Origin of the sequence: Campylobacter concisus (assembly GCF_002912425.1) — a bacterium.
Lineage (GTDB): Bacteria > Campylobacterota > Campylobacteria > Campylobacterales > Campylobacteraceae > Campylobacter_A > Campylobacter_A concisus_AH.
On sequence record NZ_POYR01000065.1, the window covers coordinates 1 to 15,892 of the forward strand.

Below are 15,892 nucleotides of genomic sequence, written 5' to 3' on the forward strand. Positions count from 1 at the left end.
GCCATCTTTATAGATAAATGGTTTTATCACTTCGCCAACTTTTGCGCCCTTTATCTCATCAAGTGGAAAAGTAGCGTTGTCTTCATTTACACTTATAAAACCATTAGTTGCAAGCTCAGCTTTTTTAACAGCGACATACTTTTCTAAAGCGTTAGTTTTACTTTGCTCTATGTTGTAGTCTTTATTAACTTCAGCTTTTACCTCGCTAAAAGGTTTTATCTTGTCATCAGAACCCTTATATTTATCTTGGTTCTCGTTATAGTAAGATTTTAAAACACTTTCGTTTGCGTCACTTTTTTCTGACTCGACAAAGTATGTATCTATGCCATAAAGTGTCTTTGTCATATAGTTATTTTTATTTATCTCCCAAAGATCTTTTAGCTCTTTCTCATCTACTTTGATATCGTTTTGATCAGCATTTACTACTTGCACAGCTAATTTATCTTGCATGAAAAAGCTAGCTTCCATCATGGCAATATCTTCTTTGCTAGCAGGTAGATTTAAAATAGTTCTAAGTTTATCTAGTAAGATAGTTAGTTTTAGATTGTCTTCAAAATCAGTTGGGTTTATCCTGGCTCTTCTTAGCACATCGTAGTATAAATTTTTGTCAAAAACGCCGTCTTTTTGAAATGTTGGATCGACGATTATATATTTTAAAACATCGTCTTTATTAACGCTAAGACCGATATCGTCTGCAAAATTTAATAGTAAATTTTCTTGAATAGCAGCTTGAAGTGCAGCATTTTCTAAACCTAACTCTTCAGCTTTCTCTTGAGTTAATTTGCCTTCAAATACATTGTTGTAGTACTGATATAACCTATCATATTTTTGTTGCAACTCTTGAACGCTTATATTTCTATGTCCTACTTTAGCTACTGAAGTAGCTCTGTTGCTGTTTAGATCGTATGCGCCCCAGCCGACAAAACCAGCACCGACAAAAGCTATCGTGCTTACCCAAATTGTCACGACTAGGTATTTTTTATGTTTTTGCATCCAAGATAACATTAAGTTCTTCCTTTAAAATACTAACAAAGCTTGTGCGATATTTTATAGAAATTTGGCTTAAATAAGCTTAAAATGGGGCTTTATAAAAACGTTTCTTGCTAAATTTTTACTAACATTTTTTATCTTTGTTAGTAAAAATTTAAATGCTAAAATCGCTGTAATCACCAGTAAAATGAAGCAGTTTGCAGCTATTTTCTAACAAAGCTATATCTTTTGCAAGTAGTTGAGGGCTCCTGCTATACGCGTAAACGCCGTATCCTTTGATCACGACGACGTTAGTATTTTTCTCTATCATCGCTCTATAAATTTCTGTCTCAGCACGCTCATACCAGTCGTCAAACTGCTTTGGATCATAGACTAAAATTTCATTAAATCTTATGCATCCAAAATAGTCTTTTGGTGCGATCTTTTCATGTTTCATTGCATAAGCTGTCACGTATGGAGGCATGGCGTAGCAGACAAATTTTGCTTCATTTATGTTTTTGTAGATGTTTAAGTGTATATCAGCATCCAAGCTCGCATCATTCCAGCGGTAGTCTTTTTTAGATGAAAGAAGCGTTAGATCACTATCTTGCAAGTCGTCAAAAATGGCACTTTGCTTGTTGATGATAAATTGATTTTTTTCTACCCTTGCTGAGATAGAACCATGAAAAACACCAAAAAAATTCTTTCTAAACATCGAAAGAGATATCTTTTTTATCTCATTTGTTGAGTGCAATAAGTCCATTTTTTCTCCTATGTTTGGGTGATTATATTTAAGCTATCTTAAAATTTGTGTAAAATTTTATGTAATGATAGCTTTTTAAGTAAAATTTCGATAAATTTTCACACTAATTTCATTAAAGAGGCAGTGTTGCAAAGTCCGCATATTAGCGTTTTACTTGACGAAGTTTTATCATTTTTTAAAGACCTGCGTGGAAATTTTATAGATTGCACGCTTGGATATGCTGGACATTCTAGTGCCATTTTGTCTCAAAATGAAAATTTAAATTTGATCGCTTGCGACAAAGACATCGAAGCTATAAATTTCTCACTCAAAAAACTTGAGCCATTTGGCAGTAGAGTGAAAATTTATAAGAGCAATTTCTCTGAGCTTATTAGCAAACTTAGCAGCGATGAAATTTCAAATGTTAGAGGGATTTTAGCTGACATTGGCGTTAGCTCTTTACAGATAGATAAAGATGATAGGGGTTTTAGCCTTGGCTCAAGCACGCTTGATATGCGTATGGATAAAGAGCGAGGATTTAGCGCCTATGACGTGGTAAATGGCTACTCGTTTGATGAGTTAGTTAGGATTTTTAGGGATTACGGCGAGCTAAAAAATGCCTCTGGGATCGCAAATAAGATAATAAACGCTAGAAATTTAGGCAAGATAACAAGCGCAAAAGAGCTTGCAAACATAATAGGCACAGCCCAGATAAAAGGGCGCGGTGTTAGCCCTGCGATCCTTGCTTTTCAGGCGATCAGGATAGAGGTAAATGGCGAGCTAGATGAGCTAACAAATTTGCTTGATAGTATAGAAAAAGGTGGTTTTAAAGATTGCTTGGTGGCGATTATTACATTTCACTCGCTTGAAGATAGGATCGTAAAAGAGCGCTTCAAAAAGTGGGCAAACAGCTGTATCTGTCCGCCTGGCATATACCGATGTGAGTGCGGAAACAACCACGAACTGGGCGAAATTTTAACCAAAAAACCACTAACAGCAAGCCAAAGTGAGCTAGCGCAAAACTCACGAAGCAAGAGCGCAAAACTGCGTGTTTTTAAGATAAAAGGATAAAGATGCAAGAAAAAGAAGAGCTGCTAACACTTCACGACGAGGAGCAAAAACGTGAGGTAAATTTAAGCTTTAAGACGCTAGTGATGGTCTATCTTGCGGTTTTTATAGCGCTGGCTCTATTTTTGCCAAAAATTTACATAGCAAATCAAATTTATTATATAAGTAGAGATATTGCAGCTAACAGCGGCATACGAGATATGCTCCTTGAGGAAAACAGAGCTCTTAGCATAAAGCTTGAAAATTTGCGTTATAAAAATCAAATTTTAAATAATATGCAAGAGCGTCAATGGAAATAATCAAGAAATTTAAAAGCTTTATCCACTACTATGACCCTGCAAATTTCCAGCTCATCTACTCGCTAAAAGCTGCCACGACTATCGCTTTTAACTGCTTTTTGTGCTTTCATTTCTTTCATCTAAGCGGCGCCATCATGGCTGTAAATATCACGATGGGTATCTTCTTTCTTGGCGAGCTTGAGTGCAAAGATAGGAGCAAATTTGCATTTTTATTACTTTATATCGCGCTTTCTTGCGCTTTTATGCCCTTTGTTGATCCTTTTATCAGCCTTGGCATTTGGCTCTCGCTTATCGTATTTGTCTGGATATTTGTGGTAGGTATTAGCCAAATTTATAGCTCAAATTTAAACAAAATTTTGCTTGCCGTAAATGCAACAGGGCTAGTTGCTTTTGTAACAAAGGCCGCAGTTGGGCTAAATGTGATTGAAAGCATCGGCGGACTTATCTTGGCTGGCGTGCTAAGCATCATCATAAAATTTGAAAATTTTGGCAAATACGGCAAATTTACTAAAAAAAGCATCGGCTTTTTGCTAGACAGCGCCATCTTGTCGAGCAAGGCGCTTGGCATGAGTCATTTTTACGCAAGTATCGCAGATTTGATGAGCTCGATTGATAAATCAAAAGAAATTTTTGCAAACAAAAGCCTAAAGATAAAAGATGTCAAGCTAGTTAGAAATCAAGCCAAAGCGCTATTTTATTTTTATAAAGTTGAAGAGATCGCTCTTTTGCTTCGAACATTGGGCGCTTCGTTTGAAAGGATCGAGGATAAAGCGCTTTTAAACGAGGTAAAAAATGAGATCGCTTACAACCTTTTTGAGCTTAAAAAAATTTTCAAAAATCAAACTCCAAAGCTAAAATTTGATGCGCTAAATTTAGCTAAAAACTCAAATTTTAAAATTTTTGCAAGCTCGCTTGGTGTGCTTTATGATAAATTTTTGCTTATAAAAGAGGGCGGCGAGGACAAACTCTCGTTTAATAACACAAAAAAGATCACGCTAAAAGAGGCGCTTAAAAAGCTAAATTTAAAAAATGAAGTATTAAAAGAGTCTTTAAGGCTTGCCATTTGTATGTCGATAGCCATTTTTATAGCGCAGGCGATGCATATAAATCATGGAATTTGGATCGCAATTGCCGTGATGGGTCTAAACAAAAGCGACGAAGATGCTTTGAAAAATGCAGGCAGAGATAGCCTTCTTGGTGGAGTTATCGGCTTTTTTATCGCGCTTGTTTTTGTGAAATTTATGGGTGAGTCATACGCATTTTACGTGGTTGTCTTTATCGGTATGTTTTTGGTTTATTATCTTAAATCTTACAAACAAATCGTCTTTGCAACGGCATTTATGTTTGAATTTACAGCCATTTTTTCGCTTATAAAAAGAGACTTTTTAGCCCTTATGGTCGATAGACTGCTTGACGTGGCGGCTGGCTTTTTGATAGTTTTTGTCACATATCTGCTAACTAGGAAAAATGACTATACAGCGATAAAAGATAGCTTAAGCAGTGCCTTGATGGGTTTTAGAAATTTAGTGCAAATTTCTCTAAATGAGTCAAACAAAGATGCTTTTAGCACGGATGAAAAAGCGATTTTAGGCTCGCTAAATGAACTAAACTACGCTATAAAAGTTAGTAAAAATTTAGACGATGATAATATGAAAAATGCAAAATTTATAGCTAGCAAGCTTGATGATATAAATAGCGATCTGGTTAAGCTTAAAAATTATCTAAATTTAGATGAGTTAAAAGAGAAAAACGCCTTGCAAAATGATATAAAAATCATCTCAGATAGGTTTTTGATGCTAGATAAAAAGATCAAAAAACTTCCATATTATTTCATAAACGAGATAGAAGCGAAGCTACTTTGCAAAGATGAAAACGTTAAAAAGCTAATTTTACGAGTTGCTTTAAAACAAAATGAAATTTACTCAGCGCTCTCTTTTTGAGAGATTAGCTTTTCATATATATATTGTTCTAAATCTTTTTTTGAAACGTCATTTTTAAGAGCGGTGTTGTAAATTTCTTCAACCTTGCTTGAATATTTTTCATATCCAAAATATGGAAAATGCACGCTCCAAGCCTTTTTTATAAGATCCAAGCTTACCTCTCTTCTTGCCCAAACCTTAAACATATCAAATCCGATAAAAACAGCTGAAGTGACGATGGTAGTTGCGATTATCGAGATGTGCGCGTCGGCCTTTGCTAAAAAGTGGTGCGTGATGATAAGAAGCGGAAACAAGACTACAAAGCAGATAAGTGCGTAAATTTGATATAGCTTCACATGGTTAAATCTAAAATTTAGCTTTGCGCCATCAACTAGCATACCTTCGTTAAAAAGGGCATTTGCTTCAAGTAAATCTCTAAATAAAACTGGCTGTTTTGATACGAAAAAAACGTTTTTAATGATAGTGTTTCTTAGATTTTCTTTCATTTTTTATAGACTTTTTACCTTAAAAATTTCAGCTCATTGTATCTAAAAATCTATAAATTCAAACAAAATTAGATACAATTTGCACAAAATTTAAGGAGCTAAAAATGGCAGATAAAGCTTTAGAAACGGTCTTTTTAAATGGTGAGTTTTTGCCAAAAGATGAGGCAAAAGTTAGCGCGTTTGATAGAGGATTTATATTTGGCGATGGAATTTATGAAGTAGTGCCTGTGATAAATTCAAAAATGGTTGATAAAGATGGCTTTTGGGCGAGGTTTGAGAGAAGTTTAAACGAGATAGATATAAGCCTGCCTTACGAAAAAGATAAATTTGAAGCGATCTTAAATGAGATGATCGCTAAAAACGCCTTAAAAGAGGGTGGAATTTACATGCAGGTAACAAGAGGCGTAGCGTTTAGAAATTTCTATTTTATGGAAAATTTAACCCCAAGCGTCTTTATCTTTTGCTACGAGAGTGAAATTTTAAACAACCCAGCTGCAAAAACTGGCATAAAAGTGGTAAGTGTCGAGGATATCAGGTGGAAGAGGCGTGACATCAAGTCGATCTCGCTTCTAGCTCAGTGCTACGCCAAAAATGAGGCTCACAAAAAGGGCGCGGACGAGGGCTTTATGGTAGAAAACGGCTTTGTCACAGAGGGCTGTAGCTCAAGCGCTTTTATCATCAAAGATAAAACCCTCATCACCAAGCCACTTTCAAATGAAATCTTGCCAGGGATCCGCCGTATGAGGCTTTTAAGGATCGCTAAAGATATCGGACTAAAGATAGAAGAGCGTAAATTTAGCATGGACGAGGTTTACGCGGCTGATGAAGTCTTTATCTCGGCTGCTACGCTCATCCTTTTACCAGTGGTTTACGCTGACGGCAAGGCGATAAACGGCGCAAAAGTGGGCGAAATCTCAAGCAAACTTCGTGAAATTTATGCTAGCGAGCTTTTAAAAGAAGCTGGACTTTGAGAGAAAAGGTCTTAATAAGCGCTTGTATGGCTGGCATAAACTGCAAATTTAACGGCGAAAATAACCTTTTGGATAGAGGCGTTTTAGATGAAATTTCGAAAAAATATCATCTGCTTTTTGTCTGTCCAGAGGTCTTTGGCGGACTTAGCACGCCAAGAGAGCCAGCTGAGATGAAAGGTGGCTTAGTCGTTACAAAAACAGCTAAAGATGTGAGCGAAAATTTTAAATTTGGGGCTGAGATTTGCCTAAAGATAGCTAAGCTAAATGGCTGCAAAAAGGCTATTTTAAAAGCTAGAAGCCCAAGCTGCGGCAGCGGGCAAATTTATGATGGAAGCTTTAGTAAAAAGCTAATCTTTGGCGACGGCGTAGCGGCAAAACTGCTAAAAGAGAATGAAATTTTAGTTTTTAGCGAAGATGAGATAGGGCGGCTTGATGTTTGAGAGGCTAAAAGAGAACATCTTGCTCGAGGTCGTCTTTAAATACATCATCTTGCTGCTACTTTTTGCCTGCGTGGTGGGACTTTTTGCAAGCGGCGTGCTCTTTTTAAAGGGAGAGATGAGCGAGTTTTCGCTAAATTTGCACATTTTCTTTGGCTTTAGCTTGGTTGTTTTAACTATCATTCACAGCTACGTCAAAAAGAAAAAGCTAAAAAAGCTAAGCCTTGAGTTTAAAAATATCTTAAAGCATAAGCCAGTTCAGATGGACTGCAACACGACAAGGTTTTTAAATGCGCTAAATGATGTCAAAGTTGGGGAAATTTCAAAGAAATTTGGCTCAGACATTGCAGAAATTTTAAGATCAAACGATATAAAGGTCAAGGATCAAAACGAGACGATGAGGCAAATTTGCAAAAACAACGATGAAAAGATGTTTTATATCTTTGTTTTGATCGTCGAAGCTATATTTAAGGATAAGGAAGAAATTTGAAAAAAGGTATATTTTTAGCACTTAGTGTTGCTTTGTTTTTGGGTTGTTCGCAGACAACAAAACCAGAGCCAAACAAGCAGCAAAATGCCCTGCCAGACGAAAATGTCTATAAGCCAAATGAGCGCATTAGCTTGCTTGAATTTGAAGTAAAACAAGACGCCTCGTCGCTACCTCAAAATATGCAAAGTGCGAGTTTTGCTCAAGATGAAATTTTAAAAAGAAGATTTAAAGTTTTTACTTTAAGAGGTGTGAAATTTAACCCAAATGACGCTTTTTGGGCGTTTAATGTATATAAACCAAGCGAGAAAAGAAAGTATTTTGGCTCAAATTTTAGACAGATACCTCAAAGCTGGTTTGACGCACAAAAGGACAATGCAAATTTCGCTGGCTTTTTGCAAATTTCAGCCTATGCTCTAACTTCAGCAAACACAGCTGTAAGAAATTTCCCAACCGACGAGCCGATATTTTTAAACCCGCAAACTCCAGGCGAGGGCTATCCGTTTGACTATCTGCAAGAATCCACCCTAAGCATCGCTCATCCGCTCTTTGTATCGCACCTCTCAAAAGATAGGGCGTGGGCGTTTGTGAGTGATGATGCGGTTTGGGGCTGGGTGAAGGTTGAAGATATCAAATTTATAAGCGATGAAGAGGCGCTTTCCTATCAAAAATCAAGCTTTGTAACGATAAAAACCGACAAGATGCCAGTTTATGACAAGGGCGGAAACTTTTTATTTTACTCACGTGTCGGCGCGATACTGCCAGTTTTAGCACAAGATGACAAAAACTACTACGGCAAAATTTATGTAAGAAATATGCTTAGGGAGTTTGTCCTCCCAAAGTCTTTTAGCGCCCTTTTTCCACTTAAATTTAATGACTCAAATTTAAAAACACTTCTTAGCTCGCTTCTTACTCAGCCTTATGGCTGGGGCGGGGTGGATAAGCTAAGAGACTGCTCGCTTTTTACAAAAGACTTGCTAGCAAGCTTTGGCGTGTGGTTGCCTAGGAACTCAAGGGCGCAGGCAAATATGGGAGAAAAGATCAATCTAAAAGGCCTTAGCAACGCTGCAAAGAGCAAAGAGATAAAAGAAAAAGGCGTGCCATATCTCACGCTCGTGCATCTACCAGGTCACATCATGCTCTATGCTGGATACAAGGGCGATGAAATTTACGTCGTGCATGATGCTTGGGGGCTAAAGACTACAAACAACGGCCGTGCGCTAATCGGAGCGACCGCGATAACTACGCTAAATATCGGACAAAACAGAAGCGACATACAAAGTGCAAATTTGCTAATTTCTAAGGTTGATTCTATAAATGTGATGAGACCTGAGCAAGGGATGCTAGATAAGGCTAGAAAGATCTCAGCTTTGCAGCGAGCTTACGGCGTAAAGATCGAAGAAAATTTGGTTAAATTTAGTGATGGCACGAGTTTAGTCTATGATGATTTTAAACAAAAAGATGAAGAGTGCAGCACTGGCGCTGATATAGAGGATATGAACGCGCTTGATTACGCTGCGTTTTCGCCACTTAGCGCGGCCCTAAGCGATGCTGGTAGATGCAGAAACTACGAGCTTTTAGGCAAAATTTATGGCTCAAGCGAGAGCGCGGTAAAGGCAAATTTGGTTGATGTCATCTGGATAAAGGATTTTTTAAATTTGCCTTTAAAATTTAACTCTAAAAATGGCGCCGCAGCTGCCTTGCAAGAAGTTAGCAACGAGCTAAACGAAATGGTAAAGAGCGATCCAAATTTACTTGAGTACCTAAAAGATCCAGGCGGGACATTTAAGTGGCGCATCATCGCTGGCACAAACCGCCTAAGCGCGCACAGCTACGGCATCGCGATCGATATAAATGTAAAAAAGAGCCACTACTGGCAGTGGAGCAAGGGCTATGAGAATTTGATCCCTGAAAAGATCGTGCGAGTTTTCGAGAAGCATAAATTTATCTGGGGCGGACGCTGGAAGCACTTTGATACGATGCATTTTGAGTATCGCCCAGAGATGTTTGAGTAGATGAAAGATCAAATTTTAGAAATTTTATCTCGCTCAAACGTCTTTTTAACAGGCGGCGGCGGTGTTGGCAAGAGCTATCTGACCGCCTCCATCATCAGACACTACAAAGAAAATTTCAAAAACGTCATCATCCTTGGCTCAACTGGCATAAGCGCTGTTAGCCTTGGGGGCGTGAGCTTGCATAGCTTTTTTAAATTTGGCTACTGCAAGGACTACGAGGAGCTAAGACGGCTTGACTACCGCCAAAAAGATAAGCTAAGCAAACTACGAAATATGCTAGATGCTTGCGATCTGCTTGTAATTGATGAAATTTCGATGGTTAGCTCAAATGTCATGGAGATGATAAGATACCGCTTGCTTACTTCTAAATTTAAGGGCAGGGTGCTCATAGTGGGCGACTTTTATCAGCTGCCACCCGTGCAAAAAGAGCAAAATGAGAGCAAACTTTTTAACTTTTTATACGCCTTTAACTCCAGTGCGTGGGAGGATATGAAATTTACAAATGTCGAGCTGCTCGTCTCAAAACGCACAAATGATATTAAATTTTATGAAATTCTCTCTCGTCTTAGAGTTGGTGAGCTAGATGATGAGATGATGGCCTACATCGAGAGCTTGCGAGTGGATGTAATAGAACCAGATAGCGAGACTAGCGTGCTTTTTGGCAGAAACGCAGAGGCTGAGATGCTAAATCAAAAGAGACTTCTCGCACTTAATGCACCGCTTGAAATTTCAAACTCGGACGTGCTTGTTATGGATGAAAATTTAGATAAAAAAGAGTTTGAAAAGTGGGCAAATACGCTAAATATCTCGCGAAATTTGGAGATGAAGATAGGCGCAAAAATCATCTTTACTTCAAATAAATGGGGCGAGTACTATAACGGCGAGCAAGGCAAGATCATGCAAATTTTAAAAGAAAATGGCGCCATATCAAGCGTGATCGTGCAAAAAGATAGCGGCGAGATCTGCGAGATAGAAAAGTGCGCTTATAACTTTTGCGCGCTAAATTTAAACGAAGACGAGATCGAGGAGAACGTGCAAGCTTCGCTTTATCAGTTTCCATTTAAGCTTGCCTATGCGCTAACTATCCACAAGTCTCAAGGCATGAGCATAAATTCGCTCATTTGCAACATCAACCACATCTTTGCCAAAGGACAGCTCTACGTCGCACTTTCTCGCGCGGTAAATCCTAAAAATTTAAAACTTTTTTATGATAAGAAAAGTGATTTTAGGCAGCATTTAAGAAAAGTGGTTAAAATTGACGACGAAGTTAAGAAATTTTACCAAGAAAACGTATTTTTGCATATTAAGGAGAGTTTATGAAAAAGCTATTTCTAAGCCTTGTTTTTGGCGTTTTTGCATTTGCAGACGTGCTAAAAGTGAGTGACTTTCAAACAGATATCTACTCAAAAGCTGGACAAAATTTAACAAAAAAGATAAGCATGAATCTTGAAGTTGTCGGACGTGATGTGGAGGAGAATGAAGCCTACGTGCTTGATGCGCTAAATGTCGTTGTTGGCAGCTTTTACGTGGAGGATATCCTAACCTCAATGGGAAAAGAGAAATTTAAAGAGCTCTTTATGAAATACGCAGCCAAAAAGCACTCGCTTGACATCGACGACGTGCTTATTTTAAATATCAAAGTGATAAATAATTTGGAGCTAAGCGAGATCATAAAAGCGATAAAAAGCCAAAATTTATGCTCTGATTCAAGCGTAAATGAAGATGTGATGATAAAGCCAGAAAAGAAGAAAAAAGGCAACGAGATCATCGTCGCACCTGATCCAAATGATGTGGTACAAAAGCCTATTGATCTAAATAATGTGCAAGAATTTGGAAAAGACTTCGGAGAGAAGTGAGTAAATTTGGCTAAAAGCTAGCCAAATTTATTGATTTACGATGTCGTAACCTTGTGGGATGACTGGAGTTAGCGTCTCTTTTGGGATGAGCGCGTCTTTTACTGGGTTGCTTAGAGTGATTTTTATCTTATTTGAGAGCTTGTCTTTATAGTCAATCGTCGTTGGAAGCGTATTTTTGATCGTTATAAAATACTCAACTCCGTCATATATCGCTTTATAAAGTGTCGGCTGAATTTGCTCTGCATGAGCCAAAACCTGCGTCAAATTTGGCGTGTCATCTAGTCTTGAAATGATGGCTTGCTCAAGCTCATCTTCGATCACGACCACTTTGTCTTTGTCAAAGTAAATTCTCTTTGGTGTTGGACTTTCATATATCCAAAGCGCGGTGTTATCGCTTTTAGCGTAAAATCTACCCTTATAATTTACACTTTTGCCCTCGCTAAAGACGGTTTGCGTAAAGTCACTTTGCAGGCTTTTAAAATTTAAGCCAGCGCCAAATGAGCAAACTGCGACAAGAGAAGCTATCAAAAATTTTTTCATTTTTTATCCTTTTTTGGCGTATTCTAGCCCAGTTTAATTAAATAAATAGTTAAACTATGCTAAGATCCAAAGTTTAAAAATTTAGGAAGGTAAAGTAATGATTTCATCGGTATTTAGAAAGATTTTTGGCACGAAAAACGATAGAGAAGTCAAAAAATATATAAAACGTGTGGCGCAGATAAATGCACTAGAGCCAACTTATGAGAAGATGAGCGATGATGAGCTTAAGATCAAATTTAACGAGCTTAAAGCCCAAGTCGTCGAAGAGAAAGTCACTATAGATCAAATTTTAAATGATGTCTTTGCGTTAGTTAGAGAGGCTAGCAAAAGGGTGCTTAAGATGCGCCATTTTGACGTGCAGCTAATAGGCGGTATGGTGCTAAACGAGGGCAGGATCGCTGAGATGAAGACAGGCGAGGGTAAGACCTTGGTTGCGACTTTGCCAGTTATATTAAACGCTATGAGCGGCAAGGGCGTGCATGTAGTTACCGTAAATGACTACCTTGCAAAGCGTGACGCTACGCAAATGGGCGAGCTTTATAACTTTTTAGGCTTAAGCGTTGATGTGATACTAAGTGGCGGATACGACGATGAGGTAAGGCAAGCTGCGTATAATGCTGACATAACATACGGCACAAATTCAGAATTTGGCTTTGACTACCTTCGTGATAATATGAAATTTGAAGCTGGTCAAAAGGTGCAAAGAGGCCATAACTTCGTTATCGTCGATGAGGTCGATAGTATCTTGATAGATGAGGCTAGAACGCCACTTATAATTTCTGGTCCAACAAACCGCACGCTTGATGGCTACATAAGAGCCGATCAAGTCGCAAAACAGCTTACCAGAGGCACTCCAGCTGATCCAAACGTGCCAGGCTCAAAGCCAACGGGGGACTTTATAGTAGATGAAAAAAATAGAACGATAATGATTACAGAGGCTGGCATAAGCAAGGCTGAAAAGCTCTTTGGAGTTGAAAATTTATATAACCTTGAAAACGCCGTGCTAAGCCACCACTTAGATCAAGCTCTAAAAGCTCACAACCTCTTTGAAAAAGACGTTCATTACGTTGTAAAAGATGGCGAGGTTGTCATAGTTGATGAATTTACAGGACGTCTAAGTGAGGGCAGGCGCTTTAGCGAGGGGCTTCACCAAGCGCTTGAGGCAAAAGAGGGCGTGAAAATTCAAGAAGAGAGCCAAACTCTTGCCGATACAACATACCAGAACTATTTTAGGATGTATAAAAAGCTTGCAGGTATGACCGGCACGGCTCAGACAGAGGCTACTGAGTTTTCTCAAATTTATAATCTTGAAGTTATCTCGATCCCAACAAACGTGCCAGTTAAGAGGATTGATCAAAACGACCTTATCTACAAAACTCAAAACGAGAAATTTAAAGCGGTCATCGACGAGATTAAAAAGGCTCACGAAAAAGGTCAGCCAGTGCTTGTAGGAACTGCAAGTATCGAGCGTAGTGAGGTGCTTCACGAGATGCTTAAAAAAGCTGGCATCCCACACTCTGTGCTAAATGCTAAAAACCACGAAAAAGAGGCTGAGATCATCGCACAAGCTGGCGTAAAAGGTGCTGTGACTATCGCTACAAACATGGCTGGACGTGGTGTTGATATCAGGATAAATGACGAGGTGAGAGACCTTGGCGGCTTATATATCATCGGCACCGAAAGGCACGAAAGTAGAAGGATAGATAATCAGCTCCGTGGCCGTGCTGGACGTCAGGGCGACCCTGGTATGAGTAGATTTTATCTAAGCTTGGAGGACAATCTTTTAAGAATTTTTGGTAGCGACCGCATAAAAGCGATCATGGATAGGCTTGGTATCGACGAGGGCGAAAGCATCGAGAGCCGCATGGTGACAAGGGCTGTTGAAAACGCTCAAAAGAAAGTTGAGAGCTTGCACTTTGAGGCTAGAAAACATTTGCTTGAGTATGACGACGTGGCAAATGAGCAAAGAAAGACCATCTACAAATACCGCGATGAGCTACTTGATAAAAACTACGATATGAGCGAAAAAATAGCTCAAAACAGAGTTGAATACGCTACAAATTTACTTGATACGGCTGAAATTTTTCATGGCGGCTTGAAAGATGACTATGACATTAAAAATTTATGCTCTATCATCCTTGCAGATTGTGGCGAAGAGATCGACGAGAGCGAGCTAAAAGGGCTAGAGTATAATGAGCTGGTAGAAAAAATAGCGCAAATTTTAGAGGTTAGATATAACGAAAAAATGAGCGTGCTAAATGAAGAGCAAAGAAAAGATATAGAGAAAATTTTATACCTTCAAGTGCTTGATAATGCGTGGAGAGAGCACCTCTATCAGATGGATATCCTAAAAACTGGCATCGGTCTAAGAGGATATAATCAAAAAGATCCGCTAGTTGAATATAAAAAAGAGAGCTACAACCTCTTTATGGAACTAGTTGGCAGACTAAAAACTGAGAGCGTTAAAACGCTTCAAATCGTTAGATTTAAGAGCCGTGAGGAGCAAGAAGAGCAAGCTAGGATGATGCTAGAAGCTAGTCAAAATGCTGAAAATGAGCCTCTAAACTACAACAACCAAGGCGAAGATGAAAATTTCACGCCAGAAAAAAAGATACCAAGAAACGCTCCTTGCCCTTGCGGAAGCGGTAAAAAATATAAAGATTGCCACGGCAAAAGTGGCCCTAAAAAAGGCATATTTGCTTAAAATTTCTACTTTTAAGGCGCTAAAGCGCCTTAATCTTTTAAAGGCTATTTGATGACAAGCTTACCAAAGTACCTACTTTTTAAATATTTAAGATTTGATAAAACTCAGCCATTTATCGCTCTAAGCGCCTTGCTCGCCTTTCTTGGTGTGAGCATCGGACTTATGGTTTTAATAGTTGCTATGGCTATTATGAACGGATTTGACAAAGAATTTGAGCGCAAGCTTTTTACGATGAACTACCCAATAACCGTTCAAAGTGCCTTTAAAGGATCGATCGATGATGGCTTTGTAGATGAGCTAAAGGCTAAATTTAGCGACCTTAAATTTAGTCCATATATCAGCACGCAAGTCATCTACCGCTCGGCAAATGCGCTTGAAGGCGGGCTAATTTATGGCGTAAATTTTAAAGATGAAAAGCAGATAAACTCGGTCGTAAATGAAGCTTTAAAAGATAAAGAGCTAGAGGGTTTTGAGATACTTGTGGGAAGCGGCATAACGAGTGAGTTTAGACTAAGAGATGATGAAAAACTAACGCTTATCTTTACAAAGGCTGATCCAGCTGGCTTTTCGCTAACGCCAAAGATGAAGCGCTTTGATATAGGCGGCTCATTTACGTCTGGGCTCATCGCCTACGACAAGGCGTTTTCATATACTTCAGTTGATGCATTAAGGAAAATTTTGGACTATCCAAAGGGCGTTTATGATGGAATTCACATCTTTTCAAGTAAGCCATTTGATGATATAAAAAGGGTGCGCGAAGGCCTACCAACTGGCACGGTTGCCATTGGCTGGTGGGAGCAAAATGGCAACTTTTTCTCAGCACTCGCACTTGAAAAAAGAGCACTTTTTATAGTTTTGATGCTCATTATCCTTGTGGCGTCACTAAATATCATAAGCTCGCTACTAATGACCGTGATGAACCGCAGGCAGGAGATCGCCTTGCTTCTAGCACTTGGAGCTAGCAAAGGCGAGATAAAAAGAAGCTTCTTTTATCAAGGGCTAGTAATAGGCGGTGGTGGCATTATATTTGGCTTGGTGCTTGGCTTTTTGGGGCTATTTCTACTTGGAAATTTCAACATCATAGACCTGCCAGCTGACGTCTATGGCTCAAGCAAACTACCACTTGAACTCTCAACTATTGATCTTGTGCTTATCGTAGTTGGAGCTGTGTTTATCGTGGCTATCTCGTCTTACTATCCAGCAAAAAAAGCTACTGAGGTAAATGTGCTTCAAACTTTAAGAAATGAGTAAAGCCTGGCAAAGCTAGGCTTTAAATTTAATTTTTAAAAGTATATTATTTTCTAATATGCTTTTATTTTAATTTGCAATAAATTCTATTTTTTATCTTTTGATAGCTCATCAATTTTTAATTCTTTGCC

At 38.7% G+C, this 15,892-nt stretch carries 14 protein-coding genes and 2 pseudogenes; 12 read left to right on the top strand and 4 right to left on the bottom strand.

The features are described 5' to 3' along the window. A partial coding sequence (locus tag CYP84_RS03935; RefSeq protein ID WP_103636748.1) for a peptidylprolyl isomerase occupies positions 1-1,005 on the bottom strand: 1,005 nt, incomplete at its 3' end. A 139-nt stretch (positions 1,006-1,144) separates the two neighbouring features. Next, positions 1,145-1,732, bottom strand: a complete 588-nt coding sequence (locus CYP84_RS03940) for a class II aldolase and adducin N-terminal domain-containing protein (protein WP_103598135.1) — start codon at positions 1,730-1,732, stop codon at positions 1,145-1,147. 126 nt (positions 1,733-1,858) lie between these two features. On the opposite strand from CYP84_RS03940, the gene rsmH reads away from it, so the two are divergent. The 3 genes from rsmH to CYP84_RS03955 are packed head-to-tail and all read left to right on the top strand — an operon-like array spanning position 1,859 to position 5,018. Continuing rightward, positions 1,859-2,782 carry a 16S rRNA (cytosine(1402)-N(4))-methyltransferase RsmH gene (gene rsmH, locus CYP84_RS03945; protein WP_103636749.1) on the top strand — a complete coding sequence of 308 codons (924 nt, stop codon included), beginning with the start codon at positions 1,859-1,861 and terminating at the stop codon, positions 2,780-2,782. Positions 2,783-2,784: 2 nt separating this feature from the next. Further along, complete coding sequence (locus CYP84_RS03950; RefSeq protein ID WP_103636750.1) at positions 2,785-3,078, top strand: hypothetical protein; 294 nt, start codon at positions 2,785-2,787, stop codon at positions 3,076-3,078. Further along, positions 3,069-5,018: an FUSC family protein gene (locus tag CYP84_RS03955; protein WP_103636751.1), complete on the top strand. Its 1,950-nt coding sequence runs from the start codon at positions 3,069-3,071 to the stop codon at positions 5,016-5,018. The genes CYP84_RS03950 and CYP84_RS03955 overlap by 10 nt, the downstream gene beginning before the upstream one ends. Here CYP84_RS03955 and CYP84_RS03960 read toward each other — a convergent pair. Continuing rightward, on the bottom strand, positions 4,997-5,503 hold the full coding sequence (locus CYP84_RS03960; protein ID WP_103636752.1) for a hypothetical protein: 507 nt from the start codon (positions 5,501-5,503) through the stop codon (positions 4,997-4,999). The two genes, CYP84_RS03955 and CYP84_RS03960, sit on opposite strands and share 22 nt — an antisense overlap. 104 nt (positions 5,504-5,607) lie before the next feature. Between CYP84_RS03960 and CYP84_RS03965 the strand changes: the two genes are divergently transcribed. The 6 genes from CYP84_RS03965 to CYP84_RS03990 are packed head-to-tail and all read left to right on the top strand — an operon-like array spanning position 5,608 to position 11,269. Further along, positions 5,608-6,474 carry a D-amino acid aminotransferase gene (locus tag CYP84_RS03965; protein ID WP_103636753.1) on the top strand — a complete coding sequence of 289 codons (867 nt, stop codon included), beginning with the start codon at positions 5,608-5,610 and terminating at the stop codon, positions 6,472-6,474. Beyond that, on the top strand, positions 6,471-6,914 hold the full coding sequence (locus CYP84_RS03970; protein ID WP_103636754.1) for a DUF523 domain-containing protein: 444 nt from the start codon (positions 6,471-6,473) through the stop codon (positions 6,912-6,914). The genes CYP84_RS03965 and CYP84_RS03970 overlap by 4 nt, the downstream gene beginning before the upstream one ends. Further along, on the top strand, positions 6,907-7,401 hold the full coding sequence (locus tag CYP84_RS03975; protein WP_103636755.1) for a chemotaxis protein: 495 nt from the start codon (positions 6,907-6,909) through the stop codon (positions 7,399-7,401). Before CYP84_RS03970 ends, CYP84_RS03975 begins: the two co-directional genes overlap by 8 nt. Beyond that, entirely contained in the window at positions 7,398-9,413 is a 2,016-nt protein-coding gene (locus CYP84_RS03980; RefSeq protein WP_103636756.1) for an SH3 domain-containing protein, read from the top strand. Before CYP84_RS03975 ends, CYP84_RS03980 begins: the two co-directional genes overlap by 4 nt. Beyond that, the gene (locus tag CYP84_RS03985; protein WP_103636757.1) at positions 9,414-10,733 is read left to right on the top strand and encodes an ATP-dependent DNA helicase; all 1,320 of its coding nucleotides are present in this window, start codon (positions 9,414-9,416) and stop codon (positions 10,731-10,733) included. Further along, positions 10,730-11,269 carry a hypothetical protein gene (locus CYP84_RS03990; protein ID WP_103636758.1) on the top strand — a complete coding sequence of 180 codons (540 nt, stop codon included), beginning with the start codon at positions 10,730-10,732 and terminating at the stop codon, positions 11,267-11,269. The genes CYP84_RS03985 and CYP84_RS03990 overlap by 4 nt, the downstream gene beginning before the upstream one ends. Before the next feature lie 27 nt (positions 11,270-11,296). Here the strand turns inward: CYP84_RS03990 and lolA are convergent, their stop codons facing one another. After that, on the bottom strand, positions 11,297-11,809 hold the full coding sequence (lolA, locus tag CYP84_RS03995) for a LolA-like outer membrane lipoprotein chaperone (protein ID WP_103636759.1): 513 nt from the start codon (positions 11,807-11,809) through the stop codon (positions 11,297-11,299). A 97-nt stretch (positions 11,810-11,906) separates the two neighbouring features. Between lolA and secA the strand changes: the two are divergent. From secA to CYP84_RS04005, 3 genes and pseudogenes are all read left to right on the top strand, one after another. After that, positions 11,907-14,303: pseudogene (secA, locus tag CYP84_RS04000) on the top strand (preprotein translocase subunit SecA); the annotation flags it as partial. A 108-nt stretch (positions 14,304-14,411) separates the two neighbouring features. Beyond that, positions 14,412-14,513: pseudogene (locus CYP84_RS11260) on the top strand (SEC-C metal-binding domain-containing protein); the annotation flags it as partial. 51 nt (positions 14,514-14,564) lie between these two features. Next, positions 14,565-15,764: an ABC transporter permease gene (locus CYP84_RS04005; protein ID WP_103636761.1), complete on the top strand. Its 1,200-nt coding sequence runs from the start codon at positions 14,565-14,567 to the stop codon at positions 15,762-15,764. The last annotated feature ends 128 nt before the right edge of the window (positions 15,765-15,892 follow it).

Excerpts from the sequence above, each read along its gene's own strand:
- CYP84_RS03940 (WP_103598135.1), bottom strand. The coding sequence starts at position 1,732 with ATGGACTTATTGCACTCAACAAATGAGATAAAAAAGATATCTCTTTCG.
- CYP84_RS03950 (WP_103636750.1), top strand. The coding sequence starts at position 2,785 with ATGCAAGAAAAAGAAGAGCTGCTAACACTTCACGACGAGGAGCAAAAA.
- CYP84_RS03955 (WP_103636751.1), top strand. The coding sequence starts at position 3,069 with ATGGAAATAATCAAGAAATTTAAAAGCTTTATCCACTACTATGACCCT.
- CYP84_RS03960 (WP_103636752.1), bottom strand. The coding sequence starts at position 5,503 with ATGAAAGAAAATCTAAGAAACACTATCATTAAAAACGTTTTTTTCGTA.
- CYP84_RS03965 (WP_103636753.1), top strand. The coding sequence starts at position 5,608 with ATGGCAGATAAAGCTTTAGAAACGGTCTTTTTAAATGGTGAGTTTTTG.
- CYP84_RS03975 (WP_103636755.1), top strand. The coding sequence starts at position 6,907 with ATGTTTGAGAGGCTAAAAGAGAACATCTTGCTCGAGGTCGTCTTTAAA.
- CYP84_RS03985 (WP_103636757.1), top strand. The coding sequence starts at position 9,414 with ATGAAAGATCAAATTTTAGAAATTTTATCTCGCTCAAACGTCTTTTTA.
- CYP84_RS03990 (WP_103636758.1), top strand. The coding sequence starts at position 10,730 with ATGAAAAAGCTATTTCTAAGCCTTGTTTTTGGCGTTTTTGCATTTGCA.
- lolA (WP_103636759.1), bottom strand. The coding sequence starts at position 11,809 with ATGAAAAAATTTTTGATAGCTTCTCTTGTCGCAGTTTGCTCATTTGGC.
- CYP84_RS04005 (WP_103636761.1), top strand. The coding sequence starts at position 14,565 with ATGACAAGCTTACCAAAGTACCTACTTTTTAAATATTTAAGATTTGAT.